Raw genomic sequence first — 19,678 nt, 5'->3', positions numbered from 1 at the left:
CTTTCCTTGTCGATCAAAAAACGTGGGAAGCGCTGACTACGAGGCCGCGCTGCGACACAGTTGGAGCGTCTGCATGACCACCTGGCTCTGGCCGGTCACGCTCAAGGCGGTACCGGCGATGCCGGCTTCACGCCGGATGACCGCGAGCAACTGCAAGCCGGCGCCATCCATTTCCGTGACCTCAGACAGGTCCAGTTCCAGGCGGGGTGCCGCGCCCATCTGCGGCAGCAGCGCCCCCGCCAGTTCCGCTACGGTGTAGATCGTAAGCTCGCCGTCAATGCGCACGTGGGCAGTGTCGTCGACTGTTTCAGTGGTTATCGGCATGGGAGCCTCCCTGGCGCCGGGATCAAGGCAGGATCAGTTTAGACACGGCTGCCAACATCTGCGCAGGCTGGAACGGCTTGACCACCCAGGCCTTGGCGCCAGCGGCCTGGCCCTCGGCCTTCTTCGACTCCTGGGACTCTGTGGTCAGCATGATGATCGGGGTGAACTTGTAGTTGGCCAGCTTCTTGACCTCCTTGACGAAGGTGATGCCGTCCATGTTGGGCATGTTCACGTCGCTGATGATCAAGTGCACTTTCTGGCCGGTCAGCTTGCCCAGTGCATCCTTGCCGTCGCTGGCCTCGATGACGTCGTAACCGGCGCTTTTCAAGGCGATGCCGACCACTTGCCGCACGCTGCTGGAGTCGTCGACCACTAATACATTCTTCGCCATGATGTGCTCCTAAAAGAAGGTGATGTCTTGAGAATTCTGCTGCACGGCCGCCTCTCCATGATGGAGGCGCCGTTGCTCGTCGGTGGCGTAGGTGGCTTCCATGCGCGCCAGCCATTGGCGGGCGTCGACGGCCACGGCCTGGTCCGGGGCCCGGCTGGCCTGCAGGAGGTGCTCATGCAGGGCGTGCATGTTGTCTCGTACGTGGCTGAGGATCTGGCTGACCCGGTCCTGGAATTGCAGGTTCACCAACACTTCGGTCATCTCATCCCGGATGCCGTAGCTTTCCTGCTTGAGCAGGTCGGCGGATTCGGCCAGGCGCCCGGTGATGTTCTGGAAGCGTTCGAGCACCACTTGAATACTGTTTTCGGACTCGGCCACCGAATGGCTGTCCTGGTCGGCACTGCTGGACGCGGCCTGGACCAATTGCGTAATGGCGCTATTGATGATGTCAACCTTGGCCGACATCTGCTGGCCGGTTTCACTGGATTTGCTCGACAGGCTGCGCACCGCGTCGGCCACCACCGCAAAGCCGCGACCGGCCTCACCGGCACGCGCCGCTTCGATGGCTGCGTTGAGGGCCAGCAGGTTGGTTTGTGCGGCAATCGCCGCCACATCAGCGGCCATGGTGCGCAGTTCGCCAGTGTAGGCGGTCAGGCTGCGGACCTGGGCCAGGGTTTGGTCACGGCTGCTTTGAGTGGCCTTGAGCGAATTGATCACCTGGCTCAGTTCACTGTCACTGCGGGCCAGCGCCTCAAGCGCCCCGTCGGCGGCGTCGCCATCCAGTTCACCGGCAGCGTGCTGCGAGGCTTGTACCGTTTCCTGCAAGCGCGCGGCGATCCCGGTAAACCGGTTAGCCAGGCTCACAATCGCTTCTTCGGTCTGATGGCGCGAGCTTTCCACCTGCTTGGCCCAGATCGGCATGGCGCCCAGCAACACCTCATCGAGCTGTGTCCGGGAGGCCATGCCGGTGCGCGCCGCGTCGGCGTCGGCCAGATCCGCCTGCGCCCGCGCAACGCCCAGCTGTACTGCGTCACGCTGCGAACTCGCGCTCCAGGCGCAGGCACCGAGGCCGATCAGCACCAGTACCGCGCAGGCCGCCAGATTGGCCGCAGAGGTTGATTGCACGAGTGTCCAAATCACGGCCGGTACGACTGGAATGAAAGCGAACCAGCGAAAACGCGGATGACCGGGAGGGGTGATGCGGATAGATTGGCGCGGGGTCATGGGTTCGATCCTTGAACTTTGTTGCGGATATAAACGACATAGGAGTTATCTGCCCTGTGCGTAACAACTTTAGATATCCAATGTGCCTTCCGTCTGGTTTCTGCCAGATTTCAACCAGGTCCCAAAGCATGTTTTTTTGAACGAGCATCCATTAGCCTCTGGACTGGGATCGTGGGAGGTCGAGGCGGCGAGGCTAGGGATGTCGAGGAGACCAGGTCTATAAACATCAATCGATGAACAGTCGCGTTAACTTTTAGAGCATTGAGCCAGTAATCTCAGGCTCGTCAGTAGTTTGCAACGCAGACCCACCCAATAAATTGTGGAGGTGACAGGATGGATAGGAAGCAGACTGTAGAGGTCAGTCAGGACATTGATGCGTCAGTTTGGCGAACGGCCAATTGGCTGAACAAGCCGAGCTTTTGCCAAGCCTTTACTGACGGCACCTTGGAGGTGGTTACCGGTTCACAAACCGACTTCTGGCGTGAAACGCACTACGGATTCATACGCGACAGCGGACATTTCTTAGGGTTTGCAACATCAGGAAGCTTTACGGCTCAGGTCAGAGTTAACGCCGATTTTCGCGAGCTCTATGATCAGGCGGGCATTATGGTCAGGCTCAATGAGGAGACTTGGCTCAAGGCAGGGATAGAATATAACGATGGAATGCCAATGATCAGTAGCGTCCTGACCAAAGGCCGGTCGGACTGGGCGCCTAGCTGCTTCACCGGTAACCCAAATGATTTTTGGCTTCGCTTAACCATTTCCGATGGAGCGCTACGCTTGCAGTATTCAACGGATGGCGTGACTTGGCCATTGCTCAGGCTTGCACCATTTCCAGAAGCGCAAAGCTATACAGTTGGCCCCATGTGCTGCACACCGGAACGGCAAGGGTTGCGGGTAAAGTTTTCTGAATGGTCTTTGAGTCAGCCTATCGGGAAAGACCTGCATGATTTGAGCTAGCCAATATGCCGAGCATACAAGTCAAGCAAGGAAGTCCCGCAACGGAAACCCCGCACGATTAGCGCTCATCGGCCAGAAGTGCCCAGCGCTCGTGATCGCACCAGACCCCGGCGATCTGAAGGTATTTCGGAGAAAACCCCTCTTTCTGAAATCCGAGACGTTTGACCAGAGCTATTGATCGCACATTTTCAGGTTGAATATTGGCTTCGATACGGTGAAGCCCTAACTCCTCAAAGGCATACATCGTTGTCAACTCGACCGCCTGGGACATTCTTCCAGTCCCAGCAAACGAGACCATGCCCCAGTAGCTGAGATAGGCGTTTTGAAATCCTTTATAGAAGATCTGGCTCAGATGGGTGACTCCGACAATGTGGCCAGATTCTCTATCGCGGGCCACTAGCCCAACGCTTGCGCCTATGATTTGAGCCGAATACCACTCCTCGAACCCCGCAGCGGTTGTGAACGGCTGTACCCAGCAGCCATGATATTCCCGGCTTTCCCGATTTGCGTGTAGAAGCTCGTCAACATCTTTGCGCGTTACCCGGGCAAGCTTAACGTCTGACATTTCCATACTATCTTTTTTCCAGAGATTTCATTGCGGTGGAAACCGTCAATACGGGGCCACCGCAACCAAAAGACGTTATACGCCTGCTGGTCTGAATCAGCGGCGCAAGAGACGGTCTAGAACCAAGAGCGCAACTGCACCAATTGCAAGTGCGGCAACCGGTTTCTCTTTAACAAACGTAGATACGCTGTCCAGTGCATCTCCATAAGTTTGGGTCAGTTGACCGGCAGCTTGGCGTCCAGCGCCTTCAGCTTCAAGCTTCGAATCACCAAACAGTTTCCCGACGACACTCTGTGCCTTCCCAGCAACTTTTTCTGCAACACCTTCTACTTGTTCACGCTTCATAAATCACCAAATCTTTGCGAGTAAGTGGGTATATCCAGGTCAACCTGAACGAGAGGTCATCTGCACTGCTTTAGGGGGATGAGCACCTTGATAAGTTCAACGTTGATGAGCATCGAAAGAGGCATCGCCTCAATCGAACCCCTCCCGGCAAGATGGGTCTGCTCTTGTATCACTCTTGGGAATAGATCCAATGTCCACGCAACACAGCCTTGTAGTACTCGCTCGCGGCGGATACGCCGCTCGGGGCGTGCTTTATTTGATCATCGGTATCTTCGCGCTGCTGGCAGCACACGATTCGACAAAACCGAAGGACAGCCATAAGAGCCTGGAAGCCTTGCTAGGCCAGCCGTTCGGCTATTTTTTGGTTGGGCTTGTGGTGGCAGGTCTGCTCGCTTTTGCAGGTTGGCGTGTCCTGCAAGCGACGCGTGATGTCGATCATCACGGCACAGAACTCAAGGGTTTGGTTATTCGAGCGGGCCTGTTTTCCGGAGGTGTCGTCAACGGTGCTTTAGCGTTTTTTGCACTCGGCCTCCTCATGAGCGGCATTCGAAGCTCGGGCAATTCCGGAGGGCAAACCAAAGATTGGCTGGCGCATCTGTTGTCTTGGGAGTACTCGAACGTGTTGGTGTACCTGATCGCCCTCCTTCCACTTGGCGTTGGAGTGGCTCACATCATTAAGGGATGGAAGGCGTCGTTCGAGAAATACTTTAATGCCGATGAAGATGTCATGCGCTACGTCCGGCCAGTGTCTCGGTTCGGTCTCATGGCACGTGGCGTCGTGTTTATAGAAATTGCGCTACTACTGGCAGTCAGCGGTTCTACCTATCAAGCCATGGACCCACCTGGTATGAAGGAAGCGCTCGACGCGCTCCAGAACCTTCCGGGTGGATGGTTGATTTTGATGGTGATGGCCTTGGGGCTGATTGCTTTCTCGGTTTACAGTTTTTCTGAAGCGTTTTGGCGCAGGATAAATATGGATGTGCCAGGAGTACCGAAAGCGTAGGTTATGCAAATCCTGAATGGCCCCAACGCTCGAATGGCGTTAGCATCCTGCCCATTGGGTTTAACGATCAGGGTCGTACTGTGGAAAAGCTAAATCGCCTTCAAAGCGGAATCGAAGGGTTGGATGTCCTCCTCAAGGGCGGACTGGTCGCTGGGGCCTCCTATATCATTCAGGGTCGCCCTGGGTCCGGCAAAACCATTCTGGCCAACCAGCTTGGGTTCCACCATGCGCGCAACGGCGGGCGTGTCTTGGTTGCCACGCTGTTGGCCGAGTCCCATGACCGGCTGTTCCAGTTCCTGTCGACCTTGAGCTTCTTTGACGCAGCCCGGGTGGGCGCGGAAATTCAGTTCGTCAGCGCGTTTGACACACTGGAAAACGAAGGTCTTGATGAAGTGGTCAAGCTGCTACGGCGCGAAATCAGCCGGCAGAAGGCCACGGTCTTGGTCGTAGACGGTTTACTCAACGCCCGCTCCAAAGCCGACTCCCCGATCGATACCAAGAAATTCATTTCTGAACTGCAAGGTCACGCCGCCTTTGCCGGTTGCACCGTCCTGTTCCTGACCAGCTCGCGATTGGATGACGGTAGCCCCGAGCACACGATGGTCGACGGTGTAATCGAAATGGGTGAGGAGTTGTTCGGTACGCGTTCGGTCCGGCGTATTCAATTGCGCAAGACCCGAGGCAGCGGCGCCCTGACCGGCCTGCATGAGTGTGAAATCACTGACGACGGCCTGATGGTCTATCCGCGCCTGGAAAGCCTCTATAGCTACCCGTCTTCACACGACAACGCCGACCTCACGCGTATCCCCAGTGGCATCGGGTCGTTGGATGACATCCTGAATGGCGGCCTGCACCGCTCCAGCGTCACGCTGGTGATGGGGCCATCAGGGATCGGCAAGACCACCTTGGGCCTCAAGTTTCTGGCTGAATCAACGGTAGAGTCGCCGGGCCTGCACTTTGGTTTCTATGAAAGCCCGCAGCGCTTGCGCCTGAAAGGCGAATCGTTGGGCATCGATATAAAGCAGCTGGAAGACAGTGGCGCGCTGACGATCGCCTGGCAACCGACTACCGAAGGTTTGCTCGACGGGCTAGGTGCACGCTTGTTGCGCGTGGTCGAGGAGAAAGGCATCAAGCGTCTGTTCATCGACAGCTTGAGCGGGATGACCCGCGTGTCGAATAACCCCGCGCGCATCACCGACTTCTACAGCGCTCTGATGAACGAGCTGCGTTCCAGGGGCGTCACGGTATTTGCATCCATCGAGATCCACGACCTTGTCGGCTCCGAGGTCAGCGCGCCCGCCTCTGAACTGTCCAGCATCGCCGACAACCTGATGCTGATGCGCTTCCAGGAAATTCAACTTGAACTAAAGAGGACGCTTTCCATTCTTAAAGTGAGAGACAGCTTCTATGACACCTCATTGCTGGAGGTGGTCGTCCGTGACCAAACCGTTGAACTGAGAAAGGTTTCCCGACATGCATCCTCAGTTCCCGCACACTCTGCGCTACCAGGCTCAGCATCATAAGTACTTGGTTAGGTTGAATTGACATGTCCACCATCCTTGTCGTCGACGACGAATACTTGATCGCCGATATTCTCGGCTATGCGCTGGAGGATGAAGGATTCATGGTCGTGAAGGCCGGTAATGGTCGCAAAGGCCTTGAAGTGCTGGAGCGGGAACGGCCAGCGTTGATCATTACCGACTTCATGATGCCCGTTATGGACGGACTCGAGTTCGCAACGGCCGTACGTGCGCTGCCGTCGCTCAATCACTTGCCTATTATTCTGGTGAGTGGTGCGCAAGCCCATGTCGGCATGGAAAGATCAGACTTGTTTGATGCTGTGCTGGATAAGCCCTTCAAGATTGATTTGATCATCGCCGAAGTACGGCGCCTGTTGACCCCAGCTTGAATGCCGAACCTTTGGCAGGTGTCGGCGATGCGGCGACGGCGCCCTCCTCCTGCCTGCGCGCTTATCAGGCTGGATGGGCGCTCTAGTTGATCAAAACTGCGTAATCACAGTGACACCGGCAACTTCGAACCTGTCCATATTCATTAACGCGTCTATGGACTGTTCCAAGCTGATGGTGCGCCCTATCAGTCGCTGCGGAGACAGTTTTCCGGACTTGATCATCGCAAACATCGCATCGTACCGGTGAGCCTGCATACCGTGGCTGCCCAGGATCTCAAGTTCCTTGGCGATCACAGTGCTCATGGGCACGATGGGCGTGTTATTACCGCCCAGCATCAAGCCAACCTGGACGTGCTTGCCGCGTTTGCGCAGGTTGCTAATGGAGTTGAAGCACGTCGTCGGGTGTCCCAGGGCATCCAGGGACACATGCACCCCGCCGCCGCTGATCTCCATCACGGCGCCCACTACATCATCGACTTGACTGGCATTCACAGTCACCGCCGCACCCAGCGACTGAGCCAGATCAAGCTTGTCCTGGGCAATGTCGATCGCGATCACATTGGCGCCCAATGCATTGGCGATCATCACGGCGGATAAACCCACGCCACCACAGCCGTGCACCGCCACCCATTGGCCTGCGGTGGTTTTGCCTTGATCCACGACCGCTCGGAACGACGTGACAAAACGGCAACCCAGACTGGCGGCGGTGGCATATTCCATAGCGTCAGGCAGGGCAACCAGATTGAGGTCTGCCTGATGAATCGATACGTATTCGGCGAACGACCCCCAGTGTGTGAAGCCGGGTTGAAATTGGCTGTCACAGACTTGCTGGTGACCCACATTGCACTGTGGGCAGGCGCCGCAGCCACCCACGAACGGAACGGTGACGCGATCGCCGATTTTCCACTTCACGACATCCTTGCCCACGGCCTCGACAATGCCCGCCAATTCATGCCCGGGCACATGCGGCAGCTCGATGTCCGCATCGTGCCCGACCCACCCATGCCAATCGCTCCGGCACACGCCGGTGGCCATTACTTTTACGACGACGCCATGTGCTTCCGGTGCCGGGTCGGCAACCACCTGCAGCGTGGGCGGTGCTGAAAATGCTTCGTAGACCACGGCCTTCATAGAACCCCCTTAATTTGAAGTGTTCATTCATTATGCGTTGATCTTATGAATTTACCTTTCTTATAAAGGCGCTATTACAGTAAGTTCTGCAAGAAACTGATTTGGCCTGCGGGTCTGCTGAAAGGATCTTTCACTGTGGAAAAACTCGATAAAGTCGACCTTGAAATTGCCGACCGTCTACAACGGGATGGAAAGCTGTCCAATGCAAAATTGGCCGAGCAATTGGCGATGAGCGAGGCCTCCTGCTGGAGGCGGCAAAAACGGCTTGAAGAGTCTGGGGTCATCGAGGGTTTTCAGGCGGTACTCAATCGTCGCAAACTCGGTATCGGCGTCATGGCGTTCGTACAGATCGCGTGTACCCAGCATGGCGAAGATGTGACCGCGCAGTTCGAAGCGATCATTCTGGACAGCCCGAATGTGCTCGCCTGTTACAACACCACAGGAGAAGCCGACTTCCTGTTGCAGGTCGTCGCTAAAGACCTTGATGACTACAGCCGATTCGTCGAGAAAGTGCTGCGCAAGCTACCAGGCGTGTTCAACATCCGCTCAAATATCTCGCTGCGCGAGATGAAGGTGATCAACCGTTTGCCGCTGCTTTGAAGAGGCCGTATGCGTTAAACGCATACGCCTGCCTTAAACGTCATAATCCCCTGTTTCCTGGCGTGTTAATCTCGCACCACCACGAATAGACATTGATCGTCACTCGACGATGACCAGAACCAGGAAAGAACATGCCGAAACTCTCTCACTCAGCCTTGCGCCGCAAATTCCGTGAATTGCTAGCCACCCCAACGTGCGTTGAAACCGCCTCCGTATTCGACCCAATGTCGGCGCGTATCGCCGCCGACCTGGGTTTCGAAGTCGGCATCCTTGGTGGCTCAGTCGCTTCGTTGCAGGTACTGGCCGCACCCGATTTCGCGCTGATCACCCTGAGTGAGTTTGTTGAACAGGCCACCCGCATCGGTCGCGTCGCCCAGTTGCCGTACATTGCCGACGCTGACCACGGCTACGGTAACGCGCTGAACGTAATGCGTACTGTCGAAGAACTTGAGCGCGCCGGTGTGGCCGCGTTGACGATTGAAGACACATTGCTGCCGGCGCAATTTGGGCGTAAGTCCACCGACCTGATCTCCATTGAAGAAGGCATCGGCAAGGTGCGGGCTGCACTGGAGGCGCGGGTTGATCCAGAGTTGTCGATCATTGCGCGGACCAACGCGGGTGTGTTGCCGACCGAAGCGGTCATCGAGCGGACCCTGGCTTATCAGAAAGCCGGTGCCGATGGGATTTGCATGGTGGGTGTGGCTGATTTCGAGCACCTGGAGAAGATCGCGGAGAACCTGACGGTGCCGCTGATGCTGGTGACGTATGGCAACCCTAAGTTGAATGACGCCCAGCGGCTGGCCAGCCTCGGTGTGCGCGTAGTCGTTGCCGGCCACGGCGCTTACTTTGCCGCGATCAAGGCTACCTACGACAGCTTGCGTGCCCAGCGCCAGTTGACCCATAGCACCGACAACCTCAGCGCCACCGAGCTGACGCACACGTACACGTTGCCGGAAAGCTACGTGGCGTGGGCTGAAGAGTTCATGGACGTAAAAGAGTAAGACTCAAGCCCGAACGAGGGGACATCGGTCCCTTTTCGTTCAGGTTAAGAACCGATTACCCGCCTGCGGTAACCCCAGGTTCTCCTGTTTAATTGCCCTCCTCCTACCGCCCTTGTTGCATCTGGTCAGCATTGCTTCGCGCTGTCCCCACAAAAGACAAGTCGACATAACTACTCAGGCGCTGGGCCTTTGCGCGCCGTATCCAGCGGCTTTTTCCGTATCAATCTCAACCTTTTCCGACATCGAACGCTGTTCGCTTTCGAGTAAGGTCACGCCGGCTGGAAAGCTGACCGATAAGGCGCTAGCGCCGGAACGGCTGGGGCAACGATCTCGACGCGTTCCGCAGGGCGTTTCGGACATCCATGGCCAGTGGTCGCAAAACAGGCGGCTTCCTGGAATAGCCGTCAATTATCTATAAAAAAGGAGAGTTTCATGCCCCCGGAACACCGCGAAAGCGATCCCGGCACCGGCCACGGCCACGGCCATAGCGATCATTTACCGCGATCAACGCTGATTATTCCTCAGATAGACCTTCCTTTCTCCTGTCCGCCACCCCGCACCGACAGCGCTCATTTGCGCGCGCATGCTCTCGCCTGGGCCCAGCGCTACGGTTTGATCGGCCGCCGCGGTGCACATCGTCTGAGCACCACTCCACTGCTCGAACTGGGGATAGCGCTGTGCGGGGAAGCGCCCACGCATCGGGCCGAGATCCTGGTGTGCTGGTATCTGTGGGCACTCATTCTCGATGACCGCATCGACGACGGGCCATGGGCGGAAAACGGTACGTTGGCGTGTTTCGTCAGTGCGGTGCGGGCCGTCACCGAGCAGAACAGTGCTGACCTGTCGGGTGACAAGAACCGATTTGACGACCCCATGCTCGTTGCCCTGGTCGATGATCTGTGGCCACAGACCCGGTACTTGGGTGACGAGCGTTGGCGACAAAGGCTCGTGCGGCATTTGATCCGGCATCTGCATGCGCAGGCGACGCTGGTACGAATGCGCGAAACCGACACGACGCTCACATTGGCCGAGTATCTGCCGCTGCGTCGGGACTCGTTTGGCGCGCTGTTCTTCTTTGATCTGATCGATGGGGCCGAAACGCTCGACCCCTACCAGCCTTCAGCCGACATCGAAGGGTGGAACAGGTTACGCGAACACAGTGCCGACATTATTGCCTGGACGAACGACATCCATTCGATTGCCAAAGATGTGGTGTGTGGTGAGCGCTTCAATCTAGTCTCGATACTGGCGGGCAGCGCTGGCCTCGATTGGCCAGCCGCAATCGAATCCGCCCATCAGATGGTAAATACGGCGGTCGCGCAGTTCACCACTGTCGCCACTCGGCAGGCAGATCAACCGCCGTTCGCCGCGAACCACCCGGATCGGCTGCGACACATTGTGCGGGCGGCGGGCGATTGGCACCGTAGCGTTTCCCGGTATCACCTGCATGCCAACGATTCCGCGGCGCAGGCCGGCCGGCAAGTGGACCTGAATCTCACCCCGCCGACCCTCAAGTCCCGACAGTTCGAAATCGACCCCTACCCCTTGTATGAGCGTTTGCGTACCACACTACCGATTGTCTACGACGAGCCCACCGATGTGTGGCTGGTCAGTCGCCATGTGGATGTCAAAGCCGCACTCACCCATCCAGCGGTGAGCAGTAATAACTACGCTTGGCAGATCGGACCGCTGCTGGGACACACGCTAGTCGCCATGGACGGCTGCGAACACACTCAGCACCGGGCGTTGCTCACCCCAGCATTTCGCAGCAAAACACTCGCCGTGCTCGAAACCTCCATCATCTCGGTCACCACCGATCTGCTCGAACGCATGCGCGGCCGCTCCCAGGTGGAACTTATTGAAGATTTCACCACCGCACTGCCGGTGCGGGTGATGGCCAAGGTGCTGGGTCTTCCGGCTGAAACCTGCGAGGAGGTGACGCAGCTAAAGAACTGGTGTGCCATCGGCTTCGCTTATATGGGTAACTATCGACAGGATCCTTCACTGTTGACCGGTGGGTTATCCAACCGAGACAGTTTCTACGACTTCATCCAGCCACACATCGACGCCCGCCGTGCGGAGCCGAAAGACGATTTGATCTCGCAACTCCTGGCAGCCTGCATTGACGGTCAGCCGTTGTCCGAGACGTTCGTGAGGGCCTACTGTGCGATCCTCATGACAGCGGGCAGCGAGACCAGTCACGGCGCGCTGGCCAATCTCATCGTCAACCTGTTGAGCGAGCCAGGCCTCAAGGATGCGGTGATGGCCAATCCAGAGTTGATGGACGATGCGCTCGCCGAAACCCTGCGACGTAACCCTCCGCTGCAGCTCATATTGCGAGAGGCCCGTGAAGCGTTGGAACTGCCGTCCGGAACGATTCCTGCTGGCGCGACCCTGGCTTGCCTGATCGGTTCGGCCAACCGTGATCCGGACCAATTCACCGACCCGGACACCTTCAATATGGCTCGCGGCAATCAGTCGACCAGTCACTTCGCTTTTGGCGCGGGGCGTCACTTCTGCCTGGGATCGCTGCTGGCACGGATGGAAATCACGATCGGCGCTCGCCTGCTGCTGCAGACCTATCCAAACGTACGCTGGTCGCCGGGCTTTCAGCCCATCGAGCGTGGGTTCCTCAACCGCGGGCCCGATCGACTGGAGGTCTCACTATGACCGCTATCGACGCCGCCGAGGCGCCCGACTACACCAGCAGCTATCTCGGTGATCGGCACGACGGCCAATTGGAACGGCTGCGCACCCTGGAATATGTCTTTGACCCGTTGAGCTACACGGTTTTTGATCAGCTTGAGCTGCCGGCCAAGCCCGCTATCCTCGATCTGGGCGCTGGCGCTGGATCGTTCGCGGGTTGGCTGACCCAGCAATATCCTGATGCGACGGTCACGGCCACCGACATCGATACCCGATTCCTGACTGGTTTACCCGGCATTCGGGTGCTCTCCCATAATGCGGCAACCGAGGATTTCCCTGCTGCCTCCTTTGATGTCGTGCACGCACGGGCGCTGCTGTGTCACCTCAATGAGCGCGAAGATGTATTGACGCGAGCGATCACTTGGCTGCGCCCTGGTGGCTGGTTGGTAATCGAAGACATGAGCCTGCAACCGAGCTTGAACACTGCGCACCCGCTGTTCCGCAAAGTGGCCCAGGCCGGCATCGCGCTGCTGGAGCAGTCCATCGGTTCCGACATGCTTTGGGCCGATACCCTCCCCGACCAATTACGTGCCCTTGGACTCGCGAAAGTTACGCACCGCACCGTCGAAGGCCGAATCGGCGACAGCAGCCCAGCCGATACCTTCTGGGCGTCAACCACTGCACAGGCAGGGCCAGCGCTGCTGAAACTCGGGCTACTCACCCAGGAAGACCTGAATGCCATGGCCAACCTGCGTGCGGATCCAGCGTTTACCGACGCAGCGATGACATTAGTCAGCGCCTGGGGACAAGTCCCCACTCTTGAGTAAAAGGCATAGCACTGAAGGACATACAAAATGACCCATAATGTGGTGTTAGTTGACGCACAGGACGTAGAAATCGGTGTTTGTGACAAACGCGTCGCCCACTTGGGGGCGGGACAGCGCCATCGCGCATTTTCGGTACATTTGATCGACAGCGCGGGGCGTCATCTGCTCCAACGGCGTGCCGCAGGCAAAATGCTGTGGCCAGGCTTCTGGTCGAATGCCTGCTGCAGCCATCCAGCCCCTGGCGAGAGCATTACGGATGCCGCGTCTCGTCGCCTGCGCGAGGAACTGGGCATTTCTGCCTCCTGCCGCGTTCTCTATAGTTTTGAATACCATGCGCACTTTGGTGAAATCGGTGCGGAACACGAATTGTGCCATGTGCTGGTTGCCCAATCTGACGCTAAGGTGTTGCCGGCTACCGAAGAAGTCAGCGAGATCAAGTGGCAGACCCGCGCTGAAATATCAGCCCAACTTTCATCGGCACAGGCCCCATTCACGCCGTGGTTCCGGATGGAATGGCAGCGCCTTATATCGGAGCACCCTTCGTTTGATACGCCCGCCTTGCAGGCGTGAAAAATCCGCCGCAGAGTCTGCGGCGGCAACCTCTACCGCCCCCTCGACACCGGCAGCGCCAAGGCTGGCGCGATCAATAAGGGGTGCCCTGACCAAAGCCCCCCCTGACCAAAGCCCCCCCTCACCACAACCCCCCCTTCTCCACATCAGCCCATCCAACCCACGGCGGTCTTGGGAATCACTTCCGACTCGTCCAGCTTCGACGCAAACATGCTCACGGCCTGCACCGCATCACTGGTGCTGGTGCGAATCTGCAGGATGACCGAGCCCGCCTGATCCGCCAGGTTGACACCGCGTTGGGCGCCTTCCTGGGTGGCGTTCATGCTGGTGACGGCGTCGCGGGTTTCCGAGAGGATCATGCCGATCATCTCAGCGATTTCCGCCGTGGAACGGCTGGTGCGCCCGGCCAGTTGCCGCACTTCATCGGCCACTACCGCAAAGCCGCGCCCTTGATCGCCCGCACGTGCCGCTTCGATGGCCGCGTTGAGCGCCAACAGGTTGGTCTGGTCGGCGATACCGCGAATGGTGTTGACGATGGCGGTGATCTGCTCCGAACGATCGCCCAGTTGCCCGACCAGTCGCGCAGAAGCGCCAATGTTGTCGGCGATGCGGCGCATCTCGCTGGCGGTCTCCTGGATCACCTGGGTGCCATGCTCGGCAAAACGCTCGGTTTCGGACGAAATATGGTAGGCCCGTGAAGCACCACGGGAGTCTTCCTCGAACTTCTCCACACGCTCGGTGATATCGCTGGCGAACTTGACGATCTTGACCAACTTGCCGTCGCCGTCGTAGACCGGGTTGTAACTGGCTTCCAGCCATACCACCCGGCCATGTTTGCCCAGGCGCTTGAATTGCCCGGTGAAAAATTCGCCGTTGTTCAGGCGACGCCAGAAGTCGGCATATTCACTGCTGTTGACCAGGGTCGGTTCGCAAAACAGGCGGTGGTGTTTGCCTTTGAGTTCCGCCAGCGAATAACCCATCACGTTCAAGAAGTTGGCGTTCGCGTCCAATACGTTGCCGCCGAGGTCAAACTCGATCACGGCCATTGCCCGGTCCAGCGCGACCAGTTTGCTGGAAGTGGCCGCTTCCTGCTCCACTTTGGCGGTGACGTCCAAGGCGTACTTGACCACTTTCAGCACCTGGCCGCGTTCATCCAGGACCGGGTTGTAGCTCGCTTCCAGCCAGACCGTCTTGCCATTGGCATCGACGCGCTTGAAGGTGCCTGATACAAACTTGCCGGCTTTCAAATCACTCCAGAATTGGCTGTACGCTGCACTGCTGGTCAGCGCCGGCAAGCAAAAGTCGCGGTGGGATTTGCCGCTCAATTGACCCGCGCTGTAGCCCAGGGTCTTGAGAAAGTTATCGTTGGCCCGCAGTACCTTGCCATTGAGGTCGAATTCGACCACGGCCATGGAGCGTTCCAGTGCGACGATCAGTCCTTTGTACTCAGTGGATTCGGCCGTCCTGGCCGCCAGTTCGGTTTTGAGTGTTTTGTTGAACATGACGTACCCTCAGCCGCGCGGAAAAACTAATCTCTTGATTGGCTATCGGCTGGGAAATACGCGACTTGACGCGGCAAAAATGTTTATTTTCTGGCGCCAGATAATTGCTGCAGCCCCCGTCATTCAAGGCTTTGCGTCGAGCAGTGCCAACCGCTCGCGCATGCCGGCGCTGGCTGCAGGGCCAGCCTGCAACACGCACTGGTCCAACGGCACCACACGCCCTTCGGCATTTGCAAACATCGGCTGCACCGGCCTGCCCGTTTCGCGCTCCACCAACTCGACACTGGCGCCCTCCTCGGCGTAATGCCGATTGCCCCAGGCCACCAGTGACATCAGCACCATACGGAAATCCTCACCCTTGGCCGTCGGCACATATTCATGGCGCGGCGGGCGTTCGCTGTAGGCCCGGCGTTCGAGCATGCCCGCCTCCACCAACGCGTTGAGACGGCGTGTGAGCATATTGGGCGCGATGCCCAGGCTGCGCGAGAACTCATCGAACCGGCGCAGGCCCTGCAATGCGTCACGCATGATCAGGATGCTCCACCACTCCCCTACCCGTTCAAGGCTGCGGGCGATGGGGCATTCGTCGCGGGTGAGGGACTTGCGTTGCATGGCGGTAACCTGTGGATGAGTACAAATGTGCGTGACGCCATGTTACTTTCATGATGATAGTGACGTCCATAGGGTCTGTTCCCTCAACGCAACTGGAGTCGATTGATCATGAATAAACGCATCGTTGTGACAGGCATGGGCGCACTGACGCCGCTGGGCGCTGACGTGGAATCCACTTGGCAACGCCTGTTGGCCGGGCAGTCGGGCATTCGTCGCCTGCCGGAGGCGTTGATTGGAGACTTGGCCGTCAGCATTGGCGGCCAGGTGCAAAGCGTGCAGCAGGACCCGGAAGCCGGGTTTGATCCTGATCGGCTGCTGGCGGCCAAGGAGCAACGCAAGATGGACCGCTTTATTTTGTTCGCACTGGCAGCGGCGGATGAAGCACTGAAGCAAGCCGGCTGGGCACCGAAAACACCTGAAGAGCAAGAGCGCACTGCCACCATCATTGCCTCAGGCGTGGGCGGCTTCCCGGCGATTGCCGATGCTGTGCGCACCACCGACAGCAAAGGCCCGCGGCGGTTGTCGCCGTTCACTATTCCCTCCTTTCTGAGCAACATGGCGGCCGGGCATGTGTCGATCAACTACGGGTTGAAAGGCCCACTGGGTGCCCCGGTGACCGCTTGTGCGGCGGGTGTGCAGGCCATTGGGGATGCAGCGCGGATGATTCGCGCCGGTGAAGTCGACGTGGCGGTGTGCGGCGGTGCCGAAGCAGCGATCCATCGGGTCAGCCTGGCGGGTTTTGCGGCAGCGCGGGCGTTGTCCAGCGACTTCAATGACACACCTGAACGGGCCTCGCGGCCATTCGACCAGGCGCGTGACGGTTTCGTCATGGGCGAAGGCGCCGGCATCCTCGTCATCGAGGCGCTGGAACATGCCCTGGCGCGGGGTGCACAGCCGATTGCGGAGTTGGTCGGCTACGGCACCAGCGCCGACGCCTATCACATGACGGCCGGCCCTGAAGACGGCGATGGCGCACGGCGGGCGATGGTGCAGGCACTGCGCCAGGCCGGAATCCAGGCGGCTGAGGTGCAGTACTTGAATGCCCACGCCACGTCGACGCCAGTGGGTGACAAAGGTGAATTGGCCGCGATTAAAACGGTGTTCGGCGCCAACGGCAGCCTCGCAATAAGCTCGACCAAATCCGCTACCGGCCACCTGCTGGGGGCTGCGGGTGGCATCGAAGCCATTTTCACCGTACTGGCCCTGCGCGATCAGATCGCCCCGGTCACCCTCAACCTGCAAAACCCCGACGCCCTCGCCGATGGCCTGGACCTGCTGCGCGGTGAAGCCCGGCCAATGGCGATTGAATACGCACTGTCCAACGGCTTCGGTTTTGGCGGCGTCAATGCCAGTGTGCTGTTCCGCCGCTGGGCGTAGTTTGCCCCTGCTGTCGCTTTCGAGGACCATGGGCGCCTTTCTGAACCTGCCAACGCGAGGCGCCCATGGCCAACCACGACCTGCACTACACCCCTGACCCAGATGCCGACTCGATTTCATCGGATGTGATCGGCTTCAACGGCATCCTGGTGTCCACCCAGATCCCGACCCGCGCCGATGGCAGCCTGGAACTGGGCGACATCACCCTGCAAAGCGAATGCACCCTGCAAGCCTTGAAAGTCGCACTGGAAAAGGCCGGCAGTTCCATGGATCGGGTGATGCACTTGACCATCTACCTCACCGACATGGCCGATCGCGCCGCCTTTAATGAGGTCTACAAACGCTTCTTCGCCAAGCCCTGGCCCGTGCGCGCGGCGGTGGGTGTGGCTGCGTTGGCGGTAGAAGGCATGCGCGTTGAAGTCACCGCAATGGCCGCCAAGGCCTAAGCCGAACTCGGTCAAAAATGTGGGAGCGGGCTTGCTCGCTCCCACATTCGATTGGGTTTGCACCCTCTAAACATGGGACGCATAGGCCGCCAGCCCTGCGGTAGGTGCCCGCCCAGCGTTTCACAGCTACAATGCGCGCCTCAACCGTGACAAGCCTGACTAAAAAAACTATGTCCTTGCCCAAGCATCACCTCGAATTGCTCAGCCCTGCCCGTGATGTCGCCATTGCGCGCGAGGCCATCCTGCATGGCGCCGACGCCATCTACATCGGCGGCCCGAGCTTCGGCGCGCGCCATAACGCCTGTAACGAAGTGAGTGAGATCGCTTCCCTGGTGGAGTTCGCACGCCGCTACCACGCGCGCGTGTTCACCACCATCAACACCATCCTGCATGACAACGAACTGGAACCCGCGCGCAAGCTGATCCATCAGCTCTACGACGCCGGCGTCGATGCGTTGATCGTGCAAGACCTGGGCGTGATGGAACTGGATATTCCGCCCATCGAGCTGCACGCCAGCACCCAGACCGACATTCGTACCCTCGGCCGCGCCAAGTTCCTCGACCAGGCCGGTTTCTCGCAGCTGGTATTGGCCCGTGAGCTGAACCTGCAGGAAATCCGCGCCATCGCTGATGAAACCGATGCGGCCATTGAGTTTTTTATCCACGGTGCCTTGTGCGTAGCGTTCTCCGGGCAGTGCAACATCTCCCACGCGCAAAATGGCCGCAGCGCCAACCGTGGCGACTGCTCCCAGGCCTGCCGCCTGCCGTACACCTTGAAGGATGACCAGGGCCGCGTCGTGGCGTTTGAAAAGCACCTGCTGTCGATGAAAGACAACAACCAGAGCGCCAACCTGCGCGCCCTGGTCGAGGCCGGCGTGCGCTCGTTCAAGATCGAAGGCCGCTACAAAGACATGGGCTATGTGAAGAACATCACCGCCTATTACCGCCAGCGCCTCGACGAGATTCTTGAAGACCGCCCGGACCTGGCTCGCGCGTCCAGCGGCCGTACGGCGCATTTCTTCCTGCCCGACCCGGAAAAAACCTTCCACCGTGGCAGCACCGACTATTTCGTCAGCGACCGCAAGATCGACATCGGCGCCTTCGACACCCCGACGTTTACCGGCTTGCCGGTGGGTGTGGTGGAAAAAGCCGGCAAGCGCGACTTGCAGGTTGTCACCCATGAGCCGTTGTCCAACGGCGACGGCCTCAATGTGCTGGTCAAGCGTGAAGTCGTGGGTTTCCGCGCCAACATCGCCGAGCCTAAAGGCGAGTTCGAGGAAGACGGCGAGAAACGCTACCGCTACCGCGTCGAGCCGAACGAAATGCCGGCCGGCCTGCATCAACTGCGCCCGAATCATCCGCTGAACCGCAACCTGGACCATAACTGGCAGCAGGCCTTGCAAAAGACCTCCGCCGAGCGCCGTATCGGGCTGGCGTGGGCCGCGCGCCTGCGTGAGGAGCAGTTGGAAGTCACCGCCACCAGCGAAGAAGGCATCAGCGCCAGCGTCACCCTGCCCGGCCCGTTCGGCGTGGCCAACAAGCCGGAACAGGCGCTGGACACCCTGCGCGACCTGCTCGGCCAGTTGGGCACCACCGAATACCACGCGACGGACATCCAGCTGGATGCACCGCAAGCGTTCTTCATCCCCAACTCACAGCTCAAGGCACTGCGCCGCGAAGTGATTGAAGCGCTGACCGCCGCACGCATCGCCGCTCACCCGCGCGGTGGCCGCAAAGCCGAGACCTCGCCGCCGCCGGTGTACCCGGAAGCACACCTGTCGTTCCTGGCCAATGTGTACAACCAGAAAGCCCGCAACTTCTACCACCGTCACGGTGTGAAACTGATCGACGCCGCCTTCGAAGCCCACGAAGAAACCGGCGAAGTGCCGGTGATGATCACCAAGCACTGCCTGCGTTTCTCGTTCAACCTGTGCCCTAAACAGGCCAAAGGTGTCACCGGCGTGAAGACCAAGGTAGCGCCGATGCAGTTGATCCATGGCGATGAAGTGCTGACCTTGAAGTTCGACTGCAAGCCGTGCGAGATGCACGTGGTGGGCAAGATAAAGGGGCACATCCTCGGTCTGCCGCAGCCGGGCAGTGCGGTGGAGCATTTCAACCCGGAAAACATCATCTTTCAGGGCACGCACTGATCCATCGCCAATATTGGAAACAGCTTGTAGTGAGCGGGCTTGTCCCGCGCTGGGCTGCGAAGCGGCCCCAATAAAAAACACCGCGTTCTTCCAGG

Annotated in this window: 20 protein-coding genes; 12 read left to right on the top strand and 8 right to left on the bottom strand. The window is 58.8% G+C overall.

Annotation, left to right across the window (positions count from 1 at the left end; translation table 11 throughout):
- Window positions 1-36 precede the first annotated feature (36 nt).
- From HU722_RS14615 to HU722_RS14605, 3 genes are read right to left on the bottom strand one after another with little or no spacing between them, the layout of a single operon-like run.
- Window positions 37-324 carry an STAS domain-containing protein gene (locus HU722_RS14615; RefSeq protein WP_065873102.1) on the bottom strand — a complete coding sequence of 96 codons (288 nt, stop codon included), beginning with the start codon at window positions 322-324 and terminating at the stop codon, window positions 37-39.
- 22 nt (window positions 325-346) lie between these two features.
- Window positions 347-715: a response regulator gene (locus HU722_RS14610; RefSeq protein WP_065873103.1), complete on the bottom strand. Its 369-nt coding sequence runs from the start codon at window positions 713-715 to the stop codon at window positions 347-349.
- A gap of 9 nt (window positions 716-724) precedes the next feature.
- A complete protein-coding gene (locus HU722_RS14605; protein WP_225930702.1) occupies window positions 725-1,636 on the bottom strand; it encodes a methyl-accepting chemotaxis protein in 912 nt (303 codons plus the stop codon).
- A 636-nt stretch (window positions 1,637-2,272) separates the two neighbouring features.
- Here HU722_RS14605 and HU722_RS14600 point away from each other — a divergent pair.
- Window positions 2,273-2,899 carry a DUF1349 domain-containing protein gene (locus HU722_RS14600; protein ID WP_065873104.1) on the top strand — a complete coding sequence of 209 codons (627 nt, stop codon included), beginning with the start codon at window positions 2,273-2,275 and terminating at the stop codon, window positions 2,897-2,899.
- A 58-nt stretch (window positions 2,900-2,957) separates the two neighbouring features.
- Here HU722_RS14600 and HU722_RS14595 read toward each other — a convergent pair whose 3' ends face one another.
- Both HU722_RS14595 and HU722_RS14590 read right to left on the bottom strand, forming a co-directional pair.
- Window positions 2,958-3,470 carry a GNAT family N-acetyltransferase gene (locus HU722_RS14595; RefSeq protein WP_202895314.1) on the bottom strand — a complete coding sequence of 171 codons (513 nt, stop codon included), beginning with the start codon at window positions 3,468-3,470 and terminating at the stop codon, window positions 2,958-2,960.
- 90 nt (window positions 3,471-3,560) lie between these two features.
- Window positions 3,561-3,809, bottom strand: a complete 249-nt coding sequence (locus tag HU722_RS14590) for a CsbD family protein (protein WP_065873105.1) — start codon at window positions 3,807-3,809, stop codon at window positions 3,561-3,563.
- A 190-nt stretch (window positions 3,810-3,999) separates the two neighbouring features.
- Here HU722_RS14590 and HU722_RS14585 point away from each other — a divergent pair, with 190 nt between their 5' ends.
- The 3 genes from HU722_RS14585 (at window position 4,000) to HU722_RS14575 (ending at window position 6,721) form a co-directional block, all read left to right on the top strand.
- A complete protein-coding gene (locus HU722_RS14585; protein WP_065873106.1) occupies window positions 4,000-4,812 on the top strand; it encodes a DUF1206 domain-containing protein in 813 nt (270 codons plus the stop codon).
- Between the two features lie 80 nt (window positions 4,813-4,892).
- On the top strand, window positions 4,893-6,335 hold the full coding sequence (locus HU722_RS14580) for an ATPase domain-containing protein (RefSeq protein ID WP_065890993.1): 1,443 nt from the start codon (window positions 4,893-4,895) through the stop codon (window positions 6,333-6,335).
- 23 nt (window positions 6,336-6,358) lie between these two features.
- A complete protein-coding gene (locus HU722_RS14575; RefSeq protein WP_065873108.1) occupies window positions 6,359-6,721 on the top strand; it encodes a response regulator in 363 nt (120 codons plus the stop codon).
- Between the two features lie 90 nt (window positions 6,722-6,811).
- Here the strand turns inward: HU722_RS14575 and HU722_RS14570 are convergent, their stop codons facing one another.
- Window positions 6,812-7,852 (bottom strand): zinc-dependent alcohol dehydrogenase family protein, encoded by a 1,041-nt coding sequence (locus tag HU722_RS14570; protein WP_065890994.1) that lies wholly within the window; start codon window positions 7,850-7,852, stop codon window positions 6,812-6,814.
- Window positions 7,853-7,987: 135 nt separating this feature from the next.
- On the opposite strand from HU722_RS14570, the gene HU722_RS14565 reads away from it, so the two are divergent.
- From HU722_RS14565 to idi, 5 genes are all read left to right on the top strand, one after another.
- Window positions 7,988-8,452 (top strand): Lrp/AsnC family transcriptional regulator, encoded by a 465-nt coding sequence (locus HU722_RS14565; protein WP_065873110.1) that lies wholly within the window; start codon window positions 7,988-7,990, stop codon window positions 8,450-8,452.
- A gap of 131 nt (window positions 8,453-8,583) precedes the next feature.
- Window positions 8,584-9,453: an isocitrate lyase/PEP mutase family protein gene (locus HU722_RS14560; RefSeq protein ID WP_065873111.1), complete on the top strand. Its 870-nt coding sequence runs from the start codon at window positions 8,584-8,586 to the stop codon at window positions 9,451-9,453.
- A 432-nt stretch (window positions 9,454-9,885) separates the two neighbouring features.
- The gene (locus tag HU722_RS14555; RefSeq protein ID WP_065890995.1) at window positions 9,886-12,123 is read left to right on the top strand and encodes a cytochrome P450; all 2,238 of its coding nucleotides are present in this window, start codon (window positions 9,886-9,888) and stop codon (window positions 12,121-12,123) included.
- Complete coding sequence (locus HU722_RS14550) at window positions 12,120-12,926, top strand: class I SAM-dependent methyltransferase (protein WP_065873113.1); 807 nt, start codon at window positions 12,120-12,122, stop codon at window positions 12,924-12,926. Before HU722_RS14555 ends, HU722_RS14550 begins: the two co-directional genes overlap by 4 nt.
- A gap of 27 nt (window positions 12,927-12,953) precedes the next feature.
- Window positions 12,954-13,496 carry an isopentenyl-diphosphate Delta-isomerase gene (idi, locus tag HU722_RS14545; protein ID WP_065873114.1) on the top strand — a complete coding sequence of 181 codons (543 nt, stop codon included), beginning with the start codon at window positions 12,954-12,956 and terminating at the stop codon, window positions 13,494-13,496.
- A gap of 146 nt (window positions 13,497-13,642) precedes the next feature.
- Here the strand turns inward: idi and HU722_RS29025 are convergent, their stop codons facing one another.
- Both HU722_RS29025 and HU722_RS14535 read right to left on the bottom strand, forming a co-directional pair.
- On the bottom strand, window positions 13,643-14,998 hold the full coding sequence (locus HU722_RS29025) for a methyl-accepting chemotaxis protein (RefSeq protein ID WP_065880504.1): 1,356 nt from the start codon (window positions 14,996-14,998) through the stop codon (window positions 13,643-13,645).
- A gap of 123 nt (window positions 14,999-15,121) precedes the next feature.
- Window positions 15,122-15,610, bottom strand: coding sequence for a winged helix-turn-helix transcriptional regulator (locus HU722_RS14535; RefSeq protein ID WP_065873116.1), 489 nt, complete (start codon window positions 15,608-15,610; stop codon window positions 15,122-15,124).
- A 108-nt stretch (window positions 15,611-15,718) separates the two neighbouring features.
- Between HU722_RS14535 and fabF the strand changes: the two genes are divergently transcribed.
- The 3 genes from fabF to HU722_RS14520 all read left to right on the top strand — a co-directional run bounded on the left by fabF (window position 15,719) and on the right by HU722_RS14520 (window position 19,583).
- Entirely contained in the window at window positions 15,719-16,987 is a 1,269-nt protein-coding gene (gene fabF / locus HU722_RS14530; protein ID WP_065873117.1) for a beta-ketoacyl-ACP synthase II, read from the top strand.
- 65 nt (window positions 16,988-17,052) lie between these two features.
- Window positions 17,053-17,433 (top strand): RidA family protein, encoded by a 381-nt coding sequence (locus tag HU722_RS14525; RefSeq protein WP_065873118.1) that lies wholly within the window; start codon window positions 17,053-17,055, stop codon window positions 17,431-17,433.
- 170 nt (window positions 17,434-17,603) lie between these two features.
- Entirely contained in the window at window positions 17,604-19,583 is a 1,980-nt protein-coding gene (locus HU722_RS14520) for a peptidase U32 family protein (RefSeq protein ID WP_065880502.1), read from the top strand.
- Window positions 19,584-19,678 lie beyond the last annotated feature (95 nt).

This window comes from Pseudomonas tritici, from assembly GCF_014268275.3.
GTDB lineage: Bacteria > Pseudomonadota > Gammaproteobacteria > Pseudomonadales > Pseudomonadaceae > Aquipseudomonas > Aquipseudomonas tritici.
The sequence above is the reverse complement of the archived record's forward strand: the minus strand, read 5'-3'. Positions and strand labels throughout refer to the sequence as shown.